This is a genomic window from Marinovum sp. (assembly GCF_048263515.1).
GTDB lineage: Bacteria > Pseudomonadota > Alphaproteobacteria > Rhodobacterales > Rhodobacteraceae > Marinovum.
This window is the reverse complement of sequence record NZ_JBLXEC010000003.1, coordinates 192860-213786: the sequence shown is the minus strand read 5'-3', so window position 1 is coordinate 213786 and position 20927 is coordinate 192860. Positions and strand designations below refer to the sequence as shown.

The window sequence follows — 20927 nt, the reverse complement described above, 5'->3', positions numbered from 1 at the left end:
GGCAAGCCCCATGAGCGACGACGAGCAGAAGACAACGCATTTCGGCTATCAGACGGTGCCCGAGACGGAAAAGGCCGGCCGGGTGCAGGGCGTCTTCAATTCCGTGGCCTCGCGCTACGACGTGATGAACGACGCCATGTCGATGGGCATTCACCGCATCTGGAAGGATGCGATGATGGACTGGCTGGCACCGCGCGTCGGGCAGAAGCTGCTGGATGTGGCTGGCGGCACAGGCGACATTTCGTTCCGCTTTCTCAAACGCGCCGGGCGCGGCCATGCCACCGTGCTCGACCTGACCGAACCGATGCTGGTCGAAGGCCGCAAGCGCGCCGAGGCCGAACAGATGGCCGGCAGCCTCGACTGGGTGGTGGGCGACGCCATGGCCCTGCCCTTTCCGGACAATACCTTCGACGTCTACACCATCAGCTTCGGCATAAGGAACGTGACCCGCCCCGAAGAGGCGCTGGCCGAGGCCTACCGCGTGCTGCGCCCCGGCGGCAGGCTCATGGTGCTGGAATTCAGCCAGATCCCGAACCCCGGGCTGCAATGGGCCTATGACCGCTATTCCTTCAACGTCATCCCGGCGATGGGCCAGGTGATCGCGAATGACCGCGACAGCTATCAATACCTGGTGGAGTCGATCCGCCGCTTCCCCGACCAGGAGACCTTTCTGCAGATGGTGCGCACCGCCGGCTTCGAGCAGGCCAAGTATCGCAACCTGACCCTGGGCGTCGCCTGCCTGCATTCCGGCTGGAAGCTCTGATGCGCGGACCGCACAATATCTTTCGCCTGATCCGCACCGGTGCCACGCTGGAACGCACCGGCGCAATGAACGACGTGCTCGATGCCTTTGACGCGCCGCCGTCGCTGCGGATCGCCGCCAAGACGCTGGGCTGGCCGTTCAAATGGCTGGGCTATCGCGGCGACCCCAGCCTGCCGCCGGTGACCCGCGCGCTGACGGCCATGGGCCCGGCCTATATCAAGTTCGGCCAGATCCTCTCAACCCGCCCCGACGTGGTGGGCGAGGACTTAGCGTTGCAGCTGCGCGTGCTGCAGGACAAGCTGCCGCCCTTCACCGTCGAGACCGCCCGCGCCAGCATCACCCAGGCCCTGGGCCGCCCGGCCGATGTGATCTTCTCGGAAATCAGCCCGCCGGTGGCCGCCGCCTCGATCGCCCAGGTGCACAAGGCCGTCGTGCGCGAAACCGGCGAAACCGTTGCGGTCAAGGTGCTGCGCCCCGGCATCGAACGCGCCTTCCGGCACGACATCGACGCCTTCTACTTCGCCGCCCGATGCGTCGATGTGCTGTCACCCTCGTCGCGGCGACTGCGCCCGATGGAGGTGATCCGGCATTTCGAAGGCGTGGTGATGGGCGAGCTCGACCTGCGCCTCGAAAGCGCCGCCGCCTCGGAATTTGCTGCCAACACAAAGGACGACGAAGGCTTCCAGCTGCCCGAGATCAAGTGGCACCTGTCGGACCGCCGGGTGATGACCATGGGCTGGGCCGAGGGGATACCCTTGGGCGACAATGCCGCGCTGGACGCTGCCGGCCATGACCGCGTGGCGCTGTCCGAACGGGTGCTGCAACTGTTTCTCAACCACGCCCTGCGCGACGGCTATTTCCACGCCGACATGCACCCCGGCAACCTCAAGGTCGCGGCCAACGGCGACATCATCGCCTATGACTTCGGCATCATGGGCCATATCGACGAATACACCCGCCGGGTCTATGCCGAGATCCTCTTCGGCTTCATCCGCCGGGATTATCAAAGGGTGGCCAAGGTGCACTTCGAGGCCGGCTATGTGCCCGCCGACCGCAATGTCGATGAATTCGCCCGCGCCCTGCGTGCGGTCGGCGAGCCGATCTTCGGCATGGATGCGACACGGATTTCCATGGCCAAGCTGCTGTCCTACCTCTTCGAGGTCACCGAACGCTTCGGCATGGAGACCCGCACCGAGTTGATTCTGCTGCAGCGCACCATGGTGGTGGTCGAAGGTGTGGCGCGCGCTTTGAACCCGCGCATGAACATCTGGGAAGTGGCCCATCCGATTGTCGAGGACTATATCCGCGGCAGCCTCGGCCCGCGCGCCTTTGCTGGCGATCTCGCCCGCACCGCTCAGGTTCTCGCGCGCTTCGGCCCGCGCTTGCCAGCGCTGGTGGAAAAGGCGCTGCTGTCAGAGGCCGAACGCAACTCGGAACCGGCGCAGGATCGCAATCGCGCCGCCCGCTGGGCCTATCTGGCCGCCGGTCTTTTCGCGGGGTTTGTCACCGCGGCGGTGCTGCTGCCGCTGGCTTGACCGCCAAACAGGCAAAGCTCCAGTCCCCAGACGCAGAAACGGCGGCCAATCGGCCGCCGCATCCGTGTTCAGCAGTAGAAATGTACTCAGTCGGTACCGGACGAGCTGCCGCTGCCGTTGGAGGTAGCCGCGAGGATCGTCAGCATGGTGACGCCGCCGACAACAATCAGTTCAGTGGTGCCTTGAGTGGACAGAAAGGGATTGGCGGCGGTGTCGGTCTGCTGAGCAACAGCAGGCACGGCCGTGACAAAAAGAGCAGCCGTCGCTGCCATGGCAAATTTCTTCATAATGTTCTCCAGACATTCTCGGGTGAACAATCACCCCACGCGGGAAGAACCTACTATGAAGGCCGTGTGGTTTCAAACCCGTTCGTCGGGAAAAAGCCGTCAATTCCGGAGGGTGCGCGGCCTGCGGCAATCGCGCAACAGATACGGGTGACGTAGGGTCTTTTGTCACCAGTATGCATCACCTGGCCGATTTCCATTGCCCAAAAAGCCGGCTTTCGGGTTAGGATTCAGCTGAAAGCGCGAATGCCGGTGACATTTCCCATGTCAACGGACTGGCCGCCCTCGACGATAAGCACCAGTTGGCCGTTCTCGATGCGCGCTTCGTCGACCTGCTGATAGCTGGAAACCGGTGACAGACCAATCGATTCGCCGCGCGAAAAGTTATCGACGACAAAGACATAATGGCCGTCGGGAAGCGGTGTGCCGCTGTCATCCAGACCGGTCCAGTCCATCTCGGTCTGGTCCACATCGATTGGCAGACGCTGCACCAGATTGCCCTGCAGATCGTGGACCTCGAGGAAGGCCTCTTCCGCCAACGGTGACGTCCCGACCGCAAGCGGAATGGACGAAGTGCCGTCGTAAAACGCCGGCGCGTCCGTGCGCACCTCTCGCCCGACCCAGCCGGCCATGTCGCCGAGACCTCCCACTTCCATCAGGGTGATCATGCCGCTCAGCAGGTCGTTGGTGACCACCTGCTGCTCGACCGAGGAAAAGGTCGCCAGTTGCGAGGCAAATTCGGTCGAATCGAGCGGGTTCAGCGGATCCTGGTTGCGCATCTGTGCGGTCAGCATCTGCAGGAAAGTGTCGAAATCCGACGAGAGCGCCCCGGTGGTCGACGCACCTCTCGCGCTGGGCTGAAACTGCGCCATGTTCTGGGCCGTCGGGCTGGTGGCGGTGATCATCTGTCTCTCCTATACACGAATGTCGAGGCGCGTGGTGGCGGTCCGGGCCGGCTCGGACTGCGCTTCGGGCGGTGTTTCCTCGGCCGGGTCGCCGGTGATATCGGCCTCCGGCAAGGGCGTCTCAGGCCCGGGCCGGCGCTTCTGCTGGCCCGAGGTGGAAAACTCGAAGGCGATATCGGTGTAGCCAAGCTCGCGGAACGCCCGCTCGACCACGTCGATGTGGCGCCGCATCAGGTCCTGGGTTTCCGGCCGCTCGGCCACCACCTGCAGCAGAATCTGCCCGTCCTGACCACTCATCCGCATCTGCACGCGGCCCAGCTCGTCCGGCCTGAGGGTGATCTCGGTGAATTCTCTGGGCACGGCGCGCAGGACCGGCGCCAACTGCTGGGCAATATCGCGGGCCATGGCCTGCGCTGCATGAGGCGGAGGCCCCCCCTGAAGCCCAGGCTCCCTGGAGGCCGTTGCCGGGTCTGCCATCGGAAGAGCCTGCGTCTCTGGCATGGGGGCGACTACAGCGAACTGGGCTGTCGGCCGCGTCTGGTCTGGCCCAATTCGCGGCGCGGCCACCATCGGTTTCGGAGCGTCGGCTGTCTCAAGCGCCCCTTTTGGCGGCGCCATCAGACGGTTCTCACCCTCGATTTCTCTGGGTGCGGCCATCACGGTGTCCTTCTGCGTCGGACCTTCCAATGAAAGGGCGGCGAATCGAGTGATCCGATCGCTGAAATCAGTCTGGTCCCGCGCAGGTGCCGCGATTTGGCGTTCGACTTCGACAGGCGCACTCGTTGACCGCACCTCAGACAGGTCCTTCGAGGTCGGTGCCATAGGCTTTCCCGGTGTTTCGGCGAGACCCAGGCTGGCGTGCCTTGGCCGGTTAACGCTTGCCAGGTTCACCGCGTCGGGCTGCGGTTCGTCGGTGTCGATTTCAGACATGGGTGCGCCTGCAGTCGACAATCTTTCAAGCTCGGGGCTGGCGCCCACGACCTTGGATTGCGCGACCTGTTGCGCCAGCAAGTCCGCTGACACAGGCCTCAGCGGTCGCGCCGCATGATCCGGCAGCGGGTTGTCGGGCGTCTTGGTCTCCACAGTCCACGCGACACGGGCTTGCCCTTCGTTGCCCGGTTGACGCGTCATGGCGGCTTCAAGATGGCCAGACTTTCCCGGGGTCGGCTCTGCTGTCAGAGCCTCGGTCGGGCGGGTGATGCGCAGGGTTCGACCAGAATCCATTGGTCTTTGCCGGACATCCACTGGCTCGGGAGTGCCGGAGCGAGCAAAGTTCGGCCGGTTCACGGGCCGTTTCTCAGTGGCGGATTGCGACGGCAGGGCTGCAGGCAAAGCGGATTGTCTTGCCTGATCTGAAGCGTTCGGACGGCCCACGCCGTGCTCAATAGAGGAAGGGCTCGACGCTCCTCCCGCTTGGATAGGGCGGACACCCAGCTCCTGACCACGTGATTTGTGCAATGGCCTCGCGTCGTCGCCGGTCTGGATCGGCACCCTCGCGGTGGCTTCGCGCGCACGAGAATGGCTTGGCAGCGCGAGATCGGGCATGTCCTGCGTTTCCTGCGTTGATCCGCCTGGGCGATTGGACTGCGGGACTACAGAGACTTCTGGGGGAAGAACTCTTCTCTGGAAGCGCTCAGGTTCGGGAGCATGCGGCCTGAGGTCCACAGCAGTGCGACCTGTAGCGCGAGGTGTCGGGTGCATCTTGGCAATGGGATCATCGGCGTGATCACCGGGACTGGCGCGTTCGATCAATGGAGCCGCAGTTTGTACCTGCTGCTGATCCGGAGGATCCCGACTGATCGTCGGGCTCGAATGCAGTTTCAGGCGAGCAGTGCCAGCCGGCCGGACGTCAGTCTCGAGGGCAGCGGCACCACGCTCGGGGCCCCTCTGTCTTGGGGAGGTCGCATGCGGCTCAGAAAGGGCAGGCCTCGGCGGAATTTTCGCATCAAGTTCGTGAGTTCGCACGCCTCCGGGCACCCTTTCGACCGCAACAAATCCTTTGCGCGCGGAGTTCCAGTGCTCTGGCTCAGCAGCGCTAGGTGCACCGGGCGGGTCCTCAGCTTTCGATGTCTCAGGAGCCGGCTGGAGCCTGGCGTCATTGGAACCTGGCCCGTCCTTGAGACCCATCGAAACAGAATCAGTCGATGCCCGAACCTGGACGTTCCGCGGCTCCATGCGGCTTGAGCTGAGCGTGTTCAGCGGACGGGCGTTGTGCGTTCTGTCGACCTGCGAAGGGGCGTCAGGCTGCGTTTCATCGAAGCCACGATCATTCGCTTTAACGGCGAGGAGTGACGGCGCGTCGGTTTGGGTAGAACCGCTCTCGGTCAAATTGGTACTACCGACGTCCTTCGCCACAGCTTGCGTTCGCAAAGGCTGCTCGATGGTCCCATCGGTCGCGGCAGGAGGATCGGCGGGCATTTCAATGGGCTCTGCGGCGAGCGTCGGAAGGCCGGATCGTATTGGGTTCTCCAACCGCCTCGTCATCTCCGGTTCTTCGGAGTCGGGACTGGCGCTCACCCTGCCACGGTCATTTTGCCCTCCGGCGGGAACCGTCCGGGGCGCCTTCGTCACGGCGGTCATTGAAGCAAAATCCGGGTCAGTATTGGTGCTACCGGCCACCTGCACAGCCAGAGGCTCACTTATTTCCGTCGACAAGACCGGGGTGTTGATCTCGCTGAATCGCTCGTCAGCCTCCCAGGGCCGAGTCCCATCCCTGTCCGCTGGCAGAACGTCCTGTGGTCCCCGGAGTGATTCGATGTTGCGACCGTCCGGCGTTGGCCGAGGTGCCGACGGCGACTCGACCCCCTGCTCTACCTGCCATGGTTCCATCGATCGGGGGGCCATCGTCTTTCGCCTCTCGGGTTCGATCACAGCCCGCTGGGGGTTGTCTTCAGCCAGCGGAGCCGCGTCTAAATCCGCCGCCTCATCGGAGGCCTCGGGTATGTCCCCCGCGCCTCCCGGCCCGTCCTCGGCCTGCTCATCCGCCTCGCCGGCCTGCTGATCAGAGGTCGCAGTGCTCTGGCGCTTCACCTCCAAAGCGCCATCAGCCTCCGGCGTTTGCGCTACGCGATCCTCTGTCGGGTGGCCAGATACCTGAAAGACCTGCGCGAAGCTGGCCGTCGGCTGCGCCCCTGCGGCAAGAGCCGCCGGCGCAGTGGCGCCTTGGCGTAGGGCGGGACCGCCCGCAATTGATTCAATTTGCATAAGGACTCCGGGAATTCTTCCTCTTCCGGTCCCTTATCCGCCATCACGGTTACCAGTTCTTTACCGCTGTCCCGTCAAATTGTGGAAAGCCGGAACAATTTAAAAGGATTGCGCCATGTACCCCGTGATACCCCCGACGAGCCTGCCCGCCCCGGGGCCGTCCGTCGACCCGCCTGAAATGAAAATGGTCGCGCAGGACCTCGAATCCACCTTCCTGGCCGAAATGCTGAAATCCGCCGGATTCGGAAAGCAGCCGGAAAGCTTCAACGGCGGCGTCGGAGAAGAGCAGTTCTCGTCTTTTCTCGTGCGTGCCCAAGCAGATGCAATGGTGCAGGCCGGTGGATTGGGGCTGACGGAACTGTTCGTCAAATCGATGTTGGAGGCCGAAAATGGCTGATCGGGAAGAGACTATTCTGGACGAATTGAACGATCTTCTGGAGCAGGAGCGGGCTTCGCTTCTCAAAGGCGATATCGACGAAGTCGGCCGGGTGCTCGATACCAAGGAAAAGCTGCTGCGCGAACTTACCCGATGCGCCAGCTCCGACACCGAGGGGCTGGATGAGCTTCGCATCAAGCTCAATAGGAATCAGGAACTTATCGAAAATGCCATGAAGGGAATCGAGGCCGTCGCCCAACGCTTTGCCACGATCAGCAAGGTGCGCAAGTCGCTCGAGACCTATGACCGCGCGGGCCAGCGCAGGATGATCGACATCTCGCCCGGTGGCCGCCTGGAAAAGCGCGCCTGAGCCGTTTGAGACAAATTCAGTCGATCCTCTCGGCAGGAATTAGGAAACCCTTAGGACATAGGCTGCAATTTGGCCCTTGCACCACATTGGTGGCGCAACCGACGCGAAGATCGTGAGGGTTGCACGTGTCAGAATGACAAGGACGCCGAGTGATCGGCGATGGCATTTAATTGGCGCAAAAGCGCCTCGCGTATGAGGAAAACCTATGTCCAGTATTCTGACCAACAACAGCGCAATGGTTGCACTGCAAACTCTCAAGGGGATCAACAAGGGCTTGTCCGACGTTCAGTCGCAAATCTCGACCGGCAAATCGGTCGCCACCGCCAAGGACAATTCGGCGGTCTGGGCGATTTCCAAGGTGATGGAATCCGACGTCAAGGGTTTCAAGGCCATCGGTGACAGCCTTTCTCTGGGCCAGTCGACGGTTGCCGTGGCTCGCAACGCCTCGGAAACGGTCACCGATCTGCTGACCCAGATGAAGGGCAAGATCGTCGCCGCTCAGGAAGACAACGTCGACCGCACCAAGATCAACAGCGACGTCACCGCCCTGAAAGACCAGATCAACGCAGTTGTCTCGGCCGCGCAGTTCAACGGTCTGAACCTGGTTGACGGCTCGACCGCCACCGCCTCTGTCCTGGCGTCGCTCGACCGTGACAGCTCGGGCAATGTGACCGCCTCGTCGATCACCGTTGCCGGTCAGGATCTGTCCACCGGCGCCTATGCCGCCAAGGACGTCTTCGGGTCTTCGGGCGGTGTGCCTTCGGCCGCTGGCGACACCGTGACGCTCTCGCTCAACGCGGGCGGCGGCAATGACTCGATCACCATCGACGATTCCGGCGCAGCCTTTGTTGCCGGTGACCGGGTGACACTGAATGTCGGCGGCGAGGAAGTGTCCTATACGGTCACCGCCGACGACGCTGCTGCCACGACCACCTCGGACATCGTCGCCGTCGGTCTGAAGAACGCGGTCGACAATCTGGGCATTGCGGGCCTGACCGTCGACTACGACAGCGGCACGCCGGGCGCACTGGCCTTCACCAATAGCGGCACCACCGACCTGACTGTCAGCGGCCAGTTCACCAATGCCGGTTCCGGCGGTCTCGGCGCCATGTCGGGGATCGATGTCACGACCAGCGGCGGGGCCACCTCGGCGCTGGCCACCGTCGAGACCCTGATCAACACCGCGATCAGCGCCTCGGCTGCCTTTGGTTCGGTCGAGGGCCGGATCGAGACCCAGGCCTCGTTCATCTCGAACCTGACCGACTCGATGACCACCGGCATCGGTGCCATGGTCGACGCCGACATGGAAGAAGCCTCTGCCCGCCTGCAGGCCCTTCAGGTGCAGCAGCAGCTGGGCGTGCAATCGCTTTCGATTGCCAACCAGGCACCGCAGCAGCTGCTGTCGCTCTTCCGCTAACGGTCACGGAGGGGGGCGATGCTTCGCCCCCCGAACCCCCGTTGACAGCAGACCCCACTTCAGAAGGAAGGATGCGGCATGAACGCCCAGTCCATGGCTCAGCGCGCCTATGCGCAATCCGCAGGCCCCACCAAGACCGACCGCCGGGCGGAATACGAAACCATTGCCCGCGCAACGCACGAATTGAAGGCCGCCGCCGAAAAGGGGGCCACGGATTTCCCCCGCCTCGCGGGCGCGCTCCACCGCAACAACCGGCTCTGGACCATTCTCGCCGCGGACGTGGCCGACCGCGACAACCCGCTGCCAAAGGATCTGAAGGCGCGGATCGTCTTTCTGTCGCAATTCACCAAGCGGCATAGCGCCCAGGTTCTGGCCAAGAAAGCCACAGTGGTCCCGCTGCTGGAGATCAACACCGCGATTCTGCGCGGATTACGCAACGGGAGCGCCAGCACATGACCGGCCTGGTTCTCAAACTCGGGCCCAAGGAGAGGGTGCTGATCAACGGCGCAGTGATCGAGAACGGCGATCGACGCAGCCGGCTCAATATCGTCACACCGAACGCCAACATCCTGCGGCTGCGCGATGCCATTCATCCGGAAGAAGCCAATACGCCGGTCCGCCGGGTCTGCTTTGCCACACAGTTGGTCCTGACCGGCGATGCCGAGCCCGGCGAATCCCGGCTGCAGCTCCTGCGCCGGATCGAGGAGTTGAGCCAGGTGTTGACGGATACCGACAGCCGCCGCCATCTGACCGCCGCCACCGATGCGCTCTTGGGCGATCAGTTCTATCAATGTCTCAAGTCGCTGCGCGCGCTGATCCCGCGCGAGGACCGGATTTTCGCCGCGGGGCACAGATGAGCTTTCAGCCGATCCTCTCCGGAACCGGCCTGCTGGGCTGGAAACTCCTCAATCGAACGATGGAGACCCAGCAGAGCGCGCTGAACCGATCTGCCGAGATCTCGCGCGATACGGCCTACTTCGAGGCCAATATCGCCAAGGTCGAAACGGCAGAGCAATTGGTCAGCGACCGCCGGCTGCTGCGGGTGGCTCTGGGGGCCTACGGGCTTCAGGACGATCTCGACAACAAGTATTTCATCCGCAAGATTCTCGAAGAGGGCACCCGCGACAGCGACGCGCTCGCCAACAAGATGGCCGACGACCGCTATACGCAGTTCTCTGCCGCCTTCGGCTTTGACCAGTTCTCCGGCGCCAACACCTATTCTCCGGCCTTCGCGCGCGAAGTGGTGGACAAGTTCAACCGCGCGTCCTTTGAACAGGCGGTGGGCAATCAGGACGACAGCCTGCGGATCGCGCTTTATACCGACCGCACCCTGCCCGAGCTGGCCGCCGACGAAAGCGCCACCGAGGACAGCCGCTGGTTTACCGTCATGGGGGTGCCGGCCCTGCGCGAGATTTTTCAGACCGCGTTGAACCTGCCCAGCAGCTTTTCGCAACTCGATCTCGACCAGCAGCTCGATGTCTTCCGCGAGAAATCAGGCGCCCGCTTCGGCGCCTCGGAAGTGGCGGATTTCGCCGACCCCGAGCTGCGCGAAAAGCTGGTGGAGCAATACCTGCTGCAAAGCCAGCTCAAGGAAAGCACCGCTTATTCCGGCATGTCGGTCGCGCTCACACTGCTGCAGAACGTATCACGCTAGGTCACCGCGGCCTGGCCTGCGGCCGCGCCGCCGGCATCCGGGCGGCCCCCTTCTGCCGCGGACGATAGGCCTCGGCCTCGCGCAGGACCACCTCGAGCCGCTCGAAGCTCTTGTCGATGCCGTCCTGCTTCTGTGAAATCAGTCCATCCAGCTTTTCGAACACCTGCACCGCCTGGTCGAGCACCGGGTCGCCGCCTTCGCTGTAGAGCCCGGCTTTGATCATGGTTTCCGAGCCGTGATAGGCGCTCAGCAGCTTGCGGGCAAAACCGATCCGCTCGTTTTCGCGATCGCTGGCGCAATCCGGCAGGCTGCGCGAGACCGAGCGCAGCACGTTGACCGCCGGATAGCGGCCGCGCTCGGCAATCGCCCGTTCCAGCACCACATGGCCGTCGAGCACCCCGCGCAGCACGTCGGCCACCGGTTCGTTCATGTCGGAGCCAGCCACCAGCACCGTGTAGATCGCCGTGATGTCCCCCGCGGCATCCGGCCCCGGCCCGGCGCGTTCGCAGAGCGACATGATCATGTGCGCCATCGAGGGCGGATAGCCGCGCAGCGCCGGCACCTCGCCACCGGCCACCGCGACCTCGCGATGAGCCTCGGCCAGACGGGTGATCGAATCGGTGAGGAACAATACCTGCAAGCCCTGGTCCCTGAAATGCTCGGCAATGGCCATGGCCGCGGCCGGGCAGCGCCGGCGCACCAGCGGCGAACGGTCCGACGTCGCGGCGACGACGACGCTGCGCGCCATGCCCTCCGGGCCCATCACGTCATCGACGAATTCACGCAGCTCGCGGCCGCGTTCGCCGACCAGCGCCACGACAACCACGTCGGCCTCCATCTTGCGGGCGAGATGGCCCAGCAGGCTGGTCTTGCCGACGCCGGACCCGGCGAAGAGCCCGATTCGCTGGCCGCGCACGATCGGCAGCAGGGTGTTGAACAGCACCAGCCCGGTGTCGAGCCGCCCGCCCAGCCGGCCGCGGCTGGCAGGATCAGGCGGGCGCGCGTGGATCGGGCGCAAATCGGGGCCGCCATGCAGCGGCCGACCGTCGAGCGGCGTGCCGTAGGGGTCGATCACCCGGCCGACCCAGCCGGAATGCGGCGCGATCTGCGCCTCGGGCATCAGAAAGACCTTGTCACCCAGCGCCACGCCCTCGAGCGCGTCATCGGGCAGCATCATCACCCCGCCCGGCGTGATCTTGAGCACCTCGCCGCCTAGCGCCGCCCCGCGCGAGCGCACCAGCCGCAGCTGGTCGCCCATGCGGACATTGTGGCCCAGCCCCGCCACCATCAGATAGGTGCCGTCGACGCTGACCACCCGTCCGAAGGGCCTGACCGGGGTCAGCCCGGAGATCCGATTCTTCAATCCTTCCAGTCGCGGCTTCTGCATCGTGCGCTTCCCTCATCTGTTGGGAACCATTTTTAAAGGAATCAGGGTTAAGCCTTGATTGAAGCCAATCGAGGGAGAAGCCCCGATGTTCGACAATCTCGAAGTCCTGCAACTTTCGCAGGCGATGGCCCGCCATGCGGGCGCCAGACAGGCCATTGCCGCGGGCAATCTGGCCCATGCGGATACGCCCGGCCACAAGGCGCGGGACCTCACGCCCTTTCCCCAGCTTGTCCTGCAGGATCAGGCGTCCTTCGGCCTGCGCGCCACCCGTGACAGCCATCTGGCCGGCGCCCGACATGGCGGCGCATATGAGCCGGTCGAGGACGAGGGCGCCGTGAGCGACCCCAACGGCAATTCCATCTCTCTCGAAACCGAAATGCTGCGCGCGGTCGACATCCGCCGCCAGCATGACAAGGCGCTCGCCGTCTATCGCGCCTCGCTCAACATCCTGCGCTCGAGCCTTGGCCGCCAGTGACCCGGAGCCCTGACCCATGACCGATTTCTCGTCCTCTTTCTCAGTTTCTGCCAGCGGGCTGAAAGCCCAGGCAGCGCGACTTCGCCATGTCTCTGAAAACATCGCGAATGCCGACACCCCCGGATACCGGCGCAAATCCGTGCCGTTCGAAGAGGTTCGCCAGAATGGCGAGACCCGGGGCCAGGTGACCACCGGTCGCGTCAGGCTGGATCAGAATGATCTGGCCACAATCTACGACCCCTCGCATCCGCTGGCCGATGACTCCGGCCATTACGAGGGGTCGAACGTCAACCTGGTGATCGAGATTGCCGACGCCAGAGAAGCCCAGCGCAGCTACGAGGCCAACCTCAAGATGTTCGACCAGGCGCGCCAGATGTCATCGAGCCTGATGGAGCTCTTGCGCCGTTAACCCCTTCCGAGGAGACCCAGAATGGATGTCCGCTCAATCTTTGCCGCCCAGAAATACGCGGCCTCTCGCCCCGCGACCCTGCCGGACGACGCTGCTCCTTCGATGGGCCAGGCGTTTACCGACAATGTCCGCGATTTCGCCCAGACCCTGCAGGAGGCCGAGGCCACGGCCAAATCCGCCATGGTCGGCGACGCCGATCCGCATGCGCTGGTCCAGGCGCTGGCGCAATCCGAGCTCGCGGTCGAGACCGTGGTGACGATGCGCGACAAGGTGGTCGAGGCCTACCAGGAAATCCTGCGGATGCCGGTCTGAGCCGATGGATGAAGCGGTCTTCTACGACACCATGCGCCACGGGCTTTGGATCTCGGTGACGATGTCGCTGCCGATCCTCTCGGCGGCGCTGGTCGCCGGGGTCACCATCGGGCTCTTCCAGGCGCTGACCTCGATCCAAGAGATGACGCTGACCTTCGTGCCGAAACTGGCCGCCATCGTCGCGGTCTTCTGGCTTTCGATGAGTTTCATGACCGAACGGCTCGTGGCCTTTTTCCAGAGCTGGATCATCCCCCTGATTGTCGAGGTTTGACATGGAAAACGCCACCTATACCACGCTGACCCGCCAGACCGGGCTGATGCGCGAAATGCAGGTCGTCGCCAACAATATCGCCAATGCCGCGACCACAGGGTTTCGCGCCGAGAACATGATCTTTTCAGAGCATGTGGTCGGCATCGAAAACGGCCCGTCGATCTCGATGGCCAGCGGCAATATCGGAGCGGCGTCGGACATGCAGGGCGCGCTGACCTCGACCGGCGGGCGCTTTGATTTCGCCATCGAGGGCGCGGGATATTTCCTCGTCCAGACCCCGGCGGGCGAGAGGCTGACCCGCGCCGGGAACTTCTCGCCCAATGGCCAGGGGGACCTTGTCACGAAGGACGGCTACCCGGTGCTCGACGCCGGCGGCGCGCCGATCTTCATCCCGCCGGACGCCAGCGATCTGGGCATCGGCTCCGACGGCACGCTCAGCTCGAACGGCCGGCCCTTGGCGCAACTCGGCGTCGTCATGCCGACCGACGGCCAGGACCTGATCCGGGAGGACGGTGTGATGTTCGCCGCCGAGGCAGGCTTTGAGCCGGTGGAAAATCCCAAGGTTCTGCAAGGGTTTCTGGAAAATGCCAATGTCGACCCGATCCGCCAGATCGCCCGGATGATCGAGGTGCAGCGCGCCTACGAGATGGGCCAGAACTTCCTCGACGCCGAAAACGAACGCATCCGCACCGCGATGCAGACCTTCCTCAAATAAGGAGAGCCGCCATGCGCGCCCTGAAAATCGCCGCCACCGGCATGACGGCCCAGCAGATGCGGGTCGAGACCATTTCCCAGAACCTCGCCAACATGTCGACCACCGGCTACAACGCCCGCCGCGCCGAATTTGCCGATCTGCATTACCAGCAATACGCTCGCGCCGGCGCGGTCAGCGCCTCTGATGGCACGGTCCTGCCCACCGGGGTGCAGCTCGGCCTCGGCGTGCGCCCGGCGGCGGTGTCGGTACAGCTCGAGCAGGGCTCGCTTTCGGCCACGCGCGGCGATCTCGATGTGGCGATCGACGGCAAGGGCTATCTCGAGGTCACCCTGCCCTCGGGCCAGGCCGCCTATACCCGCGACGGCGGGCTGAAACGCTCGGCCGAGGGGCTGATCGTCACCTCGGACGGCTTTCCCGTGGTGCCCGATATCGTCATTCCGCAGGACGCGCGCAGCATTTCGATCAGCGCCGACGGCGAGGTCTATGCCTACTTCAGCGACACGGTCGAGGCGCAGCTGCTGGGGCAGTTCACTCTTGCAGGCTTTACCAATGCCAAGGGGCTCGAGGCGATGGGATCGAACCTGTTTCTCGAAACCGAAGCCTCCGGACCCGCCATCACCACCGCCCCCGGGCAGGACGGGCTGGGCATTCTGCGGCAGGGCTATCTCGAAGACAGTTCGGTCGACGCGGTGCGCGAGATCTCCGAACTGATCGAGGCGCAGCGCGGCTACGAGCTCAACGCCAAGGTCATCTCCGCCGCCGACCAGATGCTGGGCGCGACGACGCAGGTGCGCTGATGCGGATCCTGCTGGCGCTCATATCCCTCTGTCTCGCCGGGGCCGCGCTGGCGGAAACCGTGGTGCCGGTGCGCACCCTGCGCGCCAACACGATCATTGCGCCCGGCGATCTGACCCTGCGCAGCGCCGATGTGCCCGGCGCCCTGTCGGATCCGGCCGGGATCATCGGCCAGGAGACCCGCGTCACGCTTTATGCCGGGCGGCCGATCCGCCCCGGCGACATCGGGCCGCCGGCGCTGGTGACCCGCAACCAGATTGTCACGCTGAATTTCACCGCCGGCGGGCTGCGCATTCTGGCCGATGGCCGGGCGCTGGGCCGCGGCGGCGCCGGTGACAGGATCCGCGTGATGAACCTGTCGTCGCGTACCACGCTCTTCGGCACCGTCCTGCCGGACGGCACCATCAAAGTCAGTCAATGAGGCCCGCGACATGTTGAAGATGACCTGCACCGCCCTGGTGGTCGCGCTGGGCGTGCTGCCCGGATGCGCGCGCCTCGATCATATCGGCCGCCCGCCGACCTTTTCCGAGGCCAGGGAAACGCCCGAACATTTCGCCATGCTGAGCCCCGGCCTGCCGCTCGAGACCGACCAGGGCCGGGTGTTGCCGGAACCGTCGCTCTGGGATGGCGGCCAGGCCTCGCTTTTCGGTGACAGGCGCGCCGCCAAGCGCGGCGACATCCTGACCGTGGTGATCGAGATCGACGAGAGCGCCGAGATCTCCAATTCCTCGAACCGCTCGCGCAACGGCAACGAATCGCTGGGCATTCCGCAGCTGCTTGGCCTGCCGCAGCGGATTGCCGACGACCTGCCGGAGAACTTCTCGCTCGACAACGCGGTCGACCTGAATTCCTCGTCCAGTTCCGGTGGCGACGGGTCGGTGCGGCGCAAGGAAAAGCTCGAACTCAAGATCGCGGCCACTGTCGTCGAGGTGCTGCCCAACGGCACGCTGTCGATCCAGGGGCTGCAGGAGGTGCGGGTCAACTTCGAGCTGCGCGAGCTGATCGTCACCGGCTACGTCCGCCCCGAGGACATCTCGCGCCAGAACGAAGTCACCTACGACAAGATCGCCTCGGCGCGCATTTCCTATGGTGGTCGCGGCCAGATCAGCGACGTGCAACAACCGCGGATCGGCCAGCAAGTGCTTGATGTCGTTCTGCCATTCTGAGGTATTCCGATGGGAAAGATCCTGCCCCTCCTGCTTGCCCTGATCGGCATCGGCGCCGGCGTCGGCGCCGGCATCCTGCTCAAGCCCGCGGAGGACCATGCCGAGATGGACAATCCCTGCGGCGAGCCGGTGCCGGCCAAAGCGGCGTCGGAGGAGGAGATGGAACCGACCGACGTCGAGTACATCAAGCTCAACAATCAGTTCATCGTGCCGGTGGTGAGCGAGGCCAAGGTCGCCTCGATGATGGTGATCGCGCTCAGCGTCGAAGTGCCCGAGGGCCGGTCGGAAGAGGTTTATTCCCGCGAGCCCAAGCTGCGCGATGCCTTTCTGCAGGTGTTCTTCGATCACGCCAACTTGGGCGGTTTCACTGGCACTTTCACCAGCTCCCGCAATCTCGACGTGCTGCGCCGCGCCCTGCGAGAAACCGCGCAGAGCCATTTCGGCGACCTGGTGCAGGATGTGTTGATCACCGATATCGCCCGGCAGGATGTCTGACCGGGCCTAATCCCCCGGCGGCGTCATCCAGCGCTTGTGCACTTCCAGCTCGACCAGCCGCTCGGTCTCCTGCCGGGCCGCCTCTTCCAGCGCCTCCTTGCGCAATTTCGTCTCCAGCGCGCCCAGCGCGGAGTGCCGGCCGAACGAGGCCCGCGCCCGCTGCTTGATGGTCTCCGTCACTGCCCGTTGATTGGCCAGCGCCATCAACAACTCGCGCCGCCGTGCCTCGGCCCAGGTCTGCCAGAGCGCCTCCCCGGTCTGGGCAAAGGCCACCGCCAGGTCACCGGTCAACGCTTCGGCCCGGCGCGCCTCGGACTCCGCGATCGCGTCCAGGGCCGCCTGCAACCGGGTCTCGGCCGCCACCGAGGTGCGCAACTCCGTGGCATCCCGGTCAAACTGCGCCTTGGCGAGTTTCTGCAGATCGGCAAGCTGCGTCACGTCCATGAGCGGCTCTTCCGGCTGAGAGCATCGGCATAGCGAATGGCCACCGCCACCGCCTCGTAGTGTTCGGGCAGGATCTGCTCGTCGAGTCGCACATGCGCGTGAAGCGCCCGCGCGGTCGGCGGATCGCTGTAGACGGCGATCCCGGCCTCATAGGCAATCTCCTTGATCCGCAAGGCAATTTCATCGACGCCCTTGGCCACGCAGACCGGCGCGCCGCCCGCCGTCCTGGACCATTTCAACGCCACGGCGTAGTGGGTCGGGTTGACGATCACCACGTCGGCCTCCGGCACCTGCTTGAGCATCTGGCTGAAGGCGATTTCCTGTGCCTTGGCGCGGCGGGCGGATTTCAGGTGCGGATCGCCCTCGGCATCCTTGACCTCGTCCTTGATCTCCTTGTCGGACATGCGGTTCTTGGCCATGTGGCTGCGGTATTGCCAGAGATAGTCGATGACCGCGATGGCCACGGCAATCGCCAGGACAATTCCCAGAAGCTGCACCGCGAGTTCAAGCCAGAGGGTGATCGAGCTGACCGCGTTCATCTGCATGGCGCCGATGATCACGTCGCTCTTGCCGCGCAGGAAACTGGCGAGGATCGCGGCGTAGATCGCCAGTTTCACCGCGCTCTTGAAGAACTCGAATAGCCCGTTCCAGCCGAACTTGTTCTTGAAATTGCTCAGCGGCGAGATCCGCGAGGCCTTGAATTCCAGCTTCTTGCCGGAAAACACCATGCTGCGCTGGGCGGCGATGGCGCTGAGCACGCTGACGAAGGGCACGGCGACCCAGGGCAGCACGGCCAAAGCCACCGCGCCGATCAGCTTGCCGGCAAAGCCCACGCCTTCGCCGTTGAACACCCCGGCGGCCAGACCGTGCGGCCGCGCCAGCAGCGGCGCCATGGCATCGCCCAGCGCCTGCAGCGAGGCCGCGCCGAAGACCGAAGCGACCACCAGAAAGCCGAAATACATCGCTGCGGTGTTGAGCTCGGCCGATTTGACCAGCTCGCCCTTCTTGCGGGCATCGTCGAGCTTTTTCGGCGTCGGCTCATGCGGCTTGTCGGCGGTTTCCGTCTCTGACGACATCAGGGCCCCCCGAGCGGATGGGTCAGGTATCGCAGGACGGCCGCCTGCCAGAGGCTCAGCATGTAGGGCGCGCTGAGCGCTAGGAACATCAGCCCGCCCAGGGTGATCACCGGCGCGCCGACGAAGGAGACCATGAGCTGCGGCATCGCCTTGTTGATGACGCCGAGCATCACGTTGTAGAGCATCGACAGGATGACGAAGGGCACCGCCAGGCGAAAGGCCAGCGTGAAGGTCTCGCTCACCTGGCCGGCGATCCACATTGCAAATTCGCCGGCGGCCGGCCGGGCGCCGATCGGCCAGACATCATAGAACCCGGCCAGGGTGCCCAGAAACTGCAGGTGCAGGCCCGACAGGAACATCAGCGCCAGCCCACCCACCACCAAAACGTGGCCAATGGCCGGCATCGGCTCGATCCCGGCGGTGCCGAAGATCTGGCTGAGCGATGTGGATTGCGCGGCGATGGTGCCAGCGGTGTGCAGCACGAAGATCATCAGCCGAAAAGACAGCCCGATGGCGAGGCCGATGAGCGTTTCGCTGGCCAGCAGGCCGATCTCGGGCGCGGGCACCGGCGTGGTCGGGTCGAAGAGCAGCAGCGCGAAGAAACCGCTGAGCGAAATCGCCAGCGCCAGCCTGACCCGCAGCGGCAGGCTCTGCGTGCCGATGCCCGGCATGACCGAGATCACCGCGCCGATGCGAAAGAACACCAGCGCCGCGAATTTCAGCCCCTCGCCCAAGGCGTCATAAAGCGCCTCGGGGGTCATGCCGCGACAGTTCCGACCAGCATCGGCTTGGCGTCCAACCCGAGTTCTTCGAAGGAGAGCACCGGCGTCTGAAATCCCTTGGCCCGCGCGATGCGGCTCAGAAAGCGGCGGCGGCGCGAGGAGGTGACGATCGAGGCGGAAAAGCCGCTTTCGCTGCTCTGCTCGATCTGATCGGCCATGGCGCGCGTCAGCTTGGCGAAAATCTCCGGCGGCAGGGCGACGTCGACGGTATTCTGATCGGAATCCACCTGGTAGGTGGTAAAGACATCCTCCCATTCCGGCGCCAGCTGGATCAGGGGCACCGAGCCATCGGGCCGCTTGAGCCCCGCGACGATCTGGAAGCCCAGCCTCTGGCGCACATGTTCGCAGATGCCTTCCGGCTGGGTGGAGAATTTCCGCGCTTCGCCGATGGCTTCGAGGATCACCGGCAAGTTGCGGATCGAGACCTGTTCGTCCAGCAGATGCTTCAGAACCTGATGCAGCAGGTCCATCGGCACCCTGTCGGGGATCATCTCGTCAAAGAGCTTTCGGTTGGCCTCGGCGCGGTCGGGCTCTGAAAGATTGACCATTTCGTCGAGCAGGCGGCGCAGCGCCTTGTGGGTGAACAGCCGGCTGAAACTGGTCTTGATGACCTCGAGCAGATGGGTGGCCAGCACCTCGTTCGGGGTGACGATGGTCAGCCCCTGAAGCGCGAGGTCTTCCTGCTCTTCCGGCTTGATCCAGCGGGCCGGGGCGCCATAGACCGGCTCGTCGACATCGCGCCCCGACGGCAGGTCGGACCCGCCTTGCGGGATCAGCGCCAGCACCAGATCGGGGTGCACCTGCGCCCGCGCCTGTTCGACGCCGTGGATGTGAATGATGTAGGTGCCCGGCGCGGCGGTGACATTGTCGGTCAGGCGGATTTCCGGCAGGATCAGCCCGAAGGCGGTGGCGATATGGGTACGCATGTTGGAGATCCGCGCGTCGAGCCCGGCGGCGGGATCGAGCACCATGTCCACCAGATCGCTGGCAAATTCGAGGTGGATGTCGTCGAGCGAGAGGACATCGCCAATCGGCCTGGACTGCGGGGTATCCGTCGTTTCGGGCTCCTCCGGCACCGCGGTGGCCTCGTCGTGCTTGCGGAACCGGTGCAGGCTCATCCCGATGAAGAGCGTCGCCCCGAGCAGGAAGGGCACCATCGGCAGTCCGGGCAAGAGCGCGAATAGCAGCTGCAGGATGCCCACGGCCATCAGCGCCGCGGGATGCTTGCCAAGCTGGCCCAGCACGGCGATGTCGGCGGTGCCGATATTGCCCCCTTTTGCCAGCAGCAGCGCCGAGCCGATCGAGACGATGACCGCCGGGATCTGCGTCACCAGCCCGTCGCCGACGGTCAGGATGGCATAGGTCTGCAGGGCGATGGTGAACTCCATCCCGTGCGACAGCACCCCGTTGGCGGTGCCGACGACGAGGTTGAGAATGGTGATCAGCAGCCCGGCCACCGCATCGCCCTTGACGAATTTCGACACCCCGTCGAGCGAGCCGAGAAAGGTGGTTTCGCGCTGATCATGTTCGCGGCGCTGCTTGGCGGTGGCATGGTCGATCGCCCCGGCAGAGACGTCCGAATCGATCGCCAGCTGCTTGCCCGGCATGCCGTCGAGCGCAAAGCGGGCCCCCACCTCGGCCATCCGGGCGGCGCCCTTGGTGATCACCATGAAATTCACGATAAGGATGACACAAAATGTAACGATCCCGATGACGAAATTGCCGCCCATGATGAAGCTGGCGAAACCGTCGATGACATTGCCGGCAGCCTTGGTGCCAGTGTGCCCCTCACCGATGATCAGCTTGGTCGAGGATACATTGAGCGCCAGCCGCAGCATCAGCCCGGCCAGAAGGATCGTCGGGAAGGAAGAAAATTCGAGCGGTTCGTCGATGAAGAGCACGATGACAAAGACAAGGATCGCCAAAGCGAAGGAGAAGGAGAGCCCGAGATCCAGCAGGAAGGCCGGGATCGGAAAGATCATCATCGCGACGATGCCGAGCAGGCCGACGGCCAGCAGCACCGTGTGATTGAGCATCATCGCGGTCAGGCCCCGTATCGGGCTGGTGCCGAGGTTCCTGGCCATTGTCAGCG

25 protein-coding genes are annotated in these 20927 nt (G+C 64.4%); 17 read left to right on the top strand and 8 right to left on the bottom strand.

The window, feature by feature from the left end; all coding sequences use genetic code 11:
- The first annotated feature begins 10 nt into the window (after positions 1-10).
- Entirely contained in the window at positions 11-763 is a 753-nt protein-coding gene (gene ubiE, locus ACN0SE_RS05315) for a bifunctional demethylmenaquinone methyltransferase/2-methoxy-6-polyprenyl-1,4-benzoquinol methylase UbiE (protein WP_417523452.1), read from the top strand.
- Entirely contained in the window at positions 763-2298 is a 1536-nt protein-coding gene (ubiB, locus tag ACN0SE_RS05310; RefSeq protein ID WP_417523451.1) for a 2-polyprenylphenol 6-hydroxylase, read from the top strand. Before ubiE ends, ubiB begins: the two co-directional genes overlap by 1 nt.
- Positions 2299-2384: 86 nt before the next feature.
- On the opposite strand, the gene ACN0SE_RS05305 is transcribed toward ubiB, so the two are convergent.
- The 3 genes from ACN0SE_RS05305 to ACN0SE_RS05295 all read right to left on the bottom strand — a co-directional run bounded on the left by ACN0SE_RS05305 (position 2385) and on the right by ACN0SE_RS05295 (position 5032).
- Positions 2385-2585: a hypothetical protein gene (locus tag ACN0SE_RS05305; protein ID WP_417523450.1), complete on the bottom strand. Its 201-nt coding sequence runs from the start codon at positions 2583-2585 to the stop codon at positions 2385-2387.
- A gap of 227 nt (positions 2586-2812) precedes the next feature.
- Positions 2813-3487: a flagellar hook capping FlgD N-terminal domain-containing protein gene (locus ACN0SE_RS05300; protein WP_417523449.1), complete on the bottom strand. Its 675-nt coding sequence runs from the start codon at positions 3485-3487 to the stop codon at positions 2813-2815.
- 9 nt (positions 3488-3496) lie between these two features.
- On the bottom strand, positions 3497-5032 hold the full coding sequence (locus tag ACN0SE_RS05295) for a flagellar hook-length control protein FliK (RefSeq protein WP_417523448.1): 1536 nt from the start codon (positions 5030-5032) through the stop codon (positions 3497-3499).
- Between the two features lie 1774 nt (positions 5033-6806).
- On the opposite strand from ACN0SE_RS05295, the gene ACN0SE_RS05290 reads away from it, so the two are divergent.
- From ACN0SE_RS05290 to ACN0SE_RS05265, 6 genes are all read left to right on the top strand, one after another.
- Positions 6807-7088 carry a rod-binding protein gene (locus ACN0SE_RS05290; protein WP_417523447.1) on the top strand — a complete coding sequence of 94 codons (282 nt, stop codon included), beginning with the start codon at positions 6807-6809 and terminating at the stop codon, positions 7086-7088.
- The gene (locus ACN0SE_RS05285; protein ID WP_417523446.1) at positions 7081-7437 is read left to right on the top strand and encodes a flagellar biosynthesis protein FlgN; all 357 of its coding nucleotides are present in this window, start codon (positions 7081-7083) and stop codon (positions 7435-7437) included. The genes ACN0SE_RS05290 and ACN0SE_RS05285 overlap by 8 nt, the downstream gene beginning before the upstream one ends.
- Before the next feature lie 205 nt (positions 7438-7642).
- Entirely contained in the window at positions 7643-8854 is a 1212-nt protein-coding gene (locus tag ACN0SE_RS05280) for a flagellin (protein WP_417523445.1), read from the top strand.
- A 78-nt stretch (positions 8855-8932) separates the two neighbouring features.
- Positions 8933-9310: a flagellar biosynthesis regulator FlaF gene (gene flaF / locus ACN0SE_RS05275; protein WP_417523444.1), complete on the top strand. Its 378-nt coding sequence runs from the start codon at positions 8933-8935 to the stop codon at positions 9308-9310.
- Positions 9307-9711, top strand: coding sequence for a flagellar biosynthesis repressor FlbT (gene flbT, locus ACN0SE_RS05270; protein WP_417523443.1), 405 nt, complete (start codon positions 9307-9309; stop codon positions 9709-9711). The genes flaF and flbT overlap by 4 nt, the downstream gene beginning before the upstream one ends.
- Positions 9708-10508, top strand: a complete 801-nt coding sequence (locus ACN0SE_RS05265) for a DUF1217 domain-containing protein (protein ID WP_417523442.1) — start codon at positions 9708-9710, stop codon at positions 10506-10508. The genes flbT and ACN0SE_RS05265 overlap by 4 nt, the downstream gene beginning before the upstream one ends.
- 1 nt (position 10509) lies before the next feature.
- Here the strand turns inward: ACN0SE_RS05265 and ACN0SE_RS05260 are convergent, their stop codons facing one another.
- On the bottom strand, positions 10510-11871 hold the full coding sequence (locus ACN0SE_RS05260; RefSeq protein WP_417523441.1) for a FliI/YscN family ATPase: 1362 nt from the start codon (positions 11869-11871) through the stop codon (positions 10510-10512).
- Positions 11872-11980: 109 nt separating this feature from the next.
- On the opposite strand from ACN0SE_RS05260, the gene ACN0SE_RS05255 reads away from it, so the two are divergent.
- Genes ACN0SE_RS05255 through ACN0SE_RS05215 form a run of 9 tightly spaced genes read left to right on the top strand, consistent with a single transcriptional unit; the run spans position 11981 to position 16533 of the window.
- Complete coding sequence (locus tag ACN0SE_RS05255; RefSeq protein ID WP_417523440.1) at positions 11981-12370, top strand: FlgB family protein; 390 nt, start codon at positions 11981-11983, stop codon at positions 12368-12370.
- 16 nt (positions 12371-12386) lie between these two features.
- Complete coding sequence (flgC, locus tag ACN0SE_RS05250; protein ID WP_417523439.1) at positions 12387-12779, top strand: flagellar basal body rod protein FlgC; 393 nt, start codon at positions 12387-12389, stop codon at positions 12777-12779.
- Between the two features lie 21 nt (positions 12780-12800).
- A complete protein-coding gene (gene fliE, locus ACN0SE_RS05245) occupies positions 12801-13091 on the top strand; it encodes a flagellar hook-basal body complex protein FliE (protein ID WP_417523438.1) in 291 nt (96 codons plus the stop codon).
- A gap of 4 nt (positions 13092-13095) precedes the next feature.
- Complete coding sequence (locus ACN0SE_RS05240; RefSeq protein ID WP_417523437.1) at positions 13096-13362, top strand: flagellar biosynthetic protein FliQ; 267 nt, start codon at positions 13096-13098, stop codon at positions 13360-13362.
- Between the two features lies 1 nt (position 13363).
- Positions 13364-14077, top strand: coding sequence for a flagellar hook-basal body complex protein (locus ACN0SE_RS05235; protein ID WP_417523436.1), 714 nt, complete (start codon positions 13364-13366; stop codon positions 14075-14077).
- 11 nt (positions 14078-14088) lie between these two features.
- Entirely contained in the window at positions 14089-14874 is a 786-nt protein-coding gene (gene flgG, locus ACN0SE_RS05230; protein ID WP_417523435.1) for a flagellar basal-body rod protein FlgG, read from the top strand.
- Positions 14874-15293 carry a flagellar basal body P-ring formation chaperone FlgA gene (gene flgA, locus ACN0SE_RS05225; protein ID WP_417523434.1) on the top strand — a complete coding sequence of 140 codons (420 nt, stop codon included), beginning with the start codon at positions 14874-14876 and terminating at the stop codon, positions 15291-15293. Before flgG ends, flgA begins: the two co-directional genes overlap by 1 nt.
- Before the next feature lie 10 nt (positions 15294-15303).
- On the top strand, positions 15304-16038 hold the full coding sequence (gene flgH, locus ACN0SE_RS05220) for a flagellar basal body L-ring protein FlgH (protein ID WP_417523433.1): 735 nt from the start codon (positions 15304-15306) through the stop codon (positions 16036-16038).
- A gap of 9 nt (positions 16039-16047) precedes the next feature.
- The gene (locus tag ACN0SE_RS05215) at positions 16048-16533 is read left to right on the top strand and encodes a flagellar basal body-associated FliL family protein (protein ID WP_417523432.1); all 486 of its coding nucleotides are present in this window, start codon (positions 16048-16050) and stop codon (positions 16531-16533) included.
- A 6-nt stretch (positions 16534-16539) separates the two neighbouring features.
- Here ACN0SE_RS05215 and ACN0SE_RS05210 read toward each other — a convergent pair whose 3' ends face one another.
- The 4 genes from ACN0SE_RS05210 to ACN0SE_RS05195 are packed head-to-tail and all read right to left on the bottom strand — an operon-like array spanning position 16540 to position 20919.
- Positions 16540-16977, bottom strand: coding sequence for a hypothetical protein (locus tag ACN0SE_RS05210; protein WP_417523431.1), 438 nt, complete (start codon positions 16975-16977; stop codon positions 16540-16542).
- Entirely contained in the window at positions 16968-18053 is a 1086-nt protein-coding gene (locus ACN0SE_RS05205; protein WP_417523430.1) for an EscU/YscU/HrcU family type III secretion system export apparatus switch protein, read from the bottom strand. The genes ACN0SE_RS05210 and ACN0SE_RS05205 overlap by 10 nt, the downstream gene beginning before the upstream one ends.
- The gene (locus tag ACN0SE_RS05200; protein ID WP_417523429.1) at positions 18053-18814 is read right to left on the bottom strand and encodes a flagellar biosynthetic protein FliR; all 762 of its coding nucleotides are present in this window, start codon (positions 18812-18814) and stop codon (positions 18053-18055) included. Before ACN0SE_RS05200 ends, ACN0SE_RS05205 begins: the two co-directional genes overlap by 1 nt.
- Positions 18811-20919, bottom strand: coding sequence for a flagellar biosynthesis protein FlhA (locus ACN0SE_RS05195; RefSeq protein WP_417523428.1), 2109 nt, complete (start codon positions 20917-20919; stop codon positions 18811-18813). Before ACN0SE_RS05195 ends, ACN0SE_RS05200 begins: the two co-directional genes overlap by 4 nt.
- Positions 20920-20927 lie beyond the last annotated feature (8 nt).

What these genes read in the sequence shown, in the direction of transcription:
- ubiE (WP_417523452.1), top strand. Translation starts at nt 11, where the DNA reads ATGAGCGACGACGAGCAGAAGACAACGCATTTCGGCTATCAGACGGTG.
- ubiB (WP_417523451.1), top strand. Translation starts at nt 763, where the DNA reads ATGCGCGGACCGCACAATATCTTTCGCCTGATCCGCACCGGTGCCACG.
- ACN0SE_RS05305 (WP_417523450.1), bottom strand. Translation starts at nt 2,585, where the DNA reads ATGAAGAAATTTGCCATGGCAGCGACGGCTGCTCTTTTTGTCACGGCC.
- ACN0SE_RS05300 (WP_417523449.1), bottom strand. Translation starts at nt 3,487, where the DNA reads ATGATCACCGCCACCAGCCCGACGGCCCAGAACATGGCGCAGTTTCAG.
- ACN0SE_RS05295 (WP_417523448.1), bottom strand. Translation starts at nt 5,032, where the DNA reads ATGCCCGATCTCGCGCTGCCAAGCCATTCTCGTGCGCGCGAAGCCACC.
- ACN0SE_RS05290 (WP_417523447.1), top strand. Translation starts at nt 6,807, where the DNA reads ATGTACCCCGTGATACCCCCGACGAGCCTGCCCGCCCCGGGGCCGTCC.
- ACN0SE_RS05285 (WP_417523446.1), top strand. Translation starts at nt 7,081, where the DNA reads ATGGCTGATCGGGAAGAGACTATTCTGGACGAATTGAACGATCTTCTG.
- ACN0SE_RS05280 (WP_417523445.1), top strand. Translation starts at nt 7,643, where the DNA reads ATGTCCAGTATTCTGACCAACAACAGCGCAATGGTTGCACTGCAAACT.
- flaF (WP_417523444.1), top strand. Translation starts at nt 8,933, where the DNA reads ATGAACGCCCAGTCCATGGCTCAGCGCGCCTATGCGCAATCCGCAGGC.
- flbT (WP_417523443.1), top strand. Translation starts at nt 9,307, where the DNA reads ATGACCGGCCTGGTTCTCAAACTCGGGCCCAAGGAGAGGGTGCTGATC.
- ACN0SE_RS05265 (WP_417523442.1), top strand. Translation starts at nt 9,708, where the DNA reads ATGAGCTTTCAGCCGATCCTCTCCGGAACCGGCCTGCTGGGCTGGAAA.
- ACN0SE_RS05255 (WP_417523440.1), top strand. Translation starts at nt 11,981, where the DNA reads ATGTTCGACAATCTCGAAGTCCTGCAACTTTCGCAGGCGATGGCCCGC.
- flgC (WP_417523439.1), top strand. Translation starts at nt 12,387, where the DNA reads ATGACCGATTTCTCGTCCTCTTTCTCAGTTTCTGCCAGCGGGCTGAAA.
- fliE (WP_417523438.1), top strand. Translation starts at nt 12,801, where the DNA reads ATGGATGTCCGCTCAATCTTTGCCGCCCAGAAATACGCGGCCTCTCGC.
- ACN0SE_RS05240 (WP_417523437.1), top strand. Translation starts at nt 13,096, where the DNA reads ATGGATGAAGCGGTCTTCTACGACACCATGCGCCACGGGCTTTGGATC.
- ACN0SE_RS05235 (WP_417523436.1), top strand. Translation starts at nt 13,364, where the DNA reads ATGGAAAACGCCACCTATACCACGCTGACCCGCCAGACCGGGCTGATG.
- flgG (WP_417523435.1), top strand. Translation starts at nt 14,089, where the DNA reads ATGCGCGCCCTGAAAATCGCCGCCACCGGCATGACGGCCCAGCAGATG.
- flgA (WP_417523434.1), top strand. Translation starts at nt 14,874, where the DNA reads ATGCGGATCCTGCTGGCGCTCATATCCCTCTGTCTCGCCGGGGCCGCG.
- flgH (WP_417523433.1), top strand. Translation starts at nt 15,304, where the DNA reads ATGTTGAAGATGACCTGCACCGCCCTGGTGGTCGCGCTGGGCGTGCTG.
- ACN0SE_RS05215 (WP_417523432.1), top strand. Translation starts at nt 16,048, where the DNA reads ATGGGAAAGATCCTGCCCCTCCTGCTTGCCCTGATCGGCATCGGCGCC.
- ACN0SE_RS05210 (WP_417523431.1), bottom strand. Translation starts at nt 16,977, where the DNA reads ATGGACGTGACGCAGCTTGCCGATCTGCAGAAACTCGCCAAGGCGCAG.
- ACN0SE_RS05205 (WP_417523430.1), bottom strand. Translation starts at nt 18,053, where the DNA reads ATGTCGTCAGAGACGGAAACCGCCGACAAGCCGCATGAGCCGACGCCG.
- ACN0SE_RS05200 (WP_417523429.1), bottom strand. Translation starts at nt 18,814, where the DNA reads ATGACCCCCGAGGCGCTTTATGACGCCTTGGGCGAGGGGCTGAAATTC.
- ACN0SE_RS05195 (WP_417523428.1), bottom strand. Translation starts at nt 20,919, where the DNA reads ATGGCCAGGAACCTCGGCACCAGCCCGATACGGGGCCTGACCGCGATG.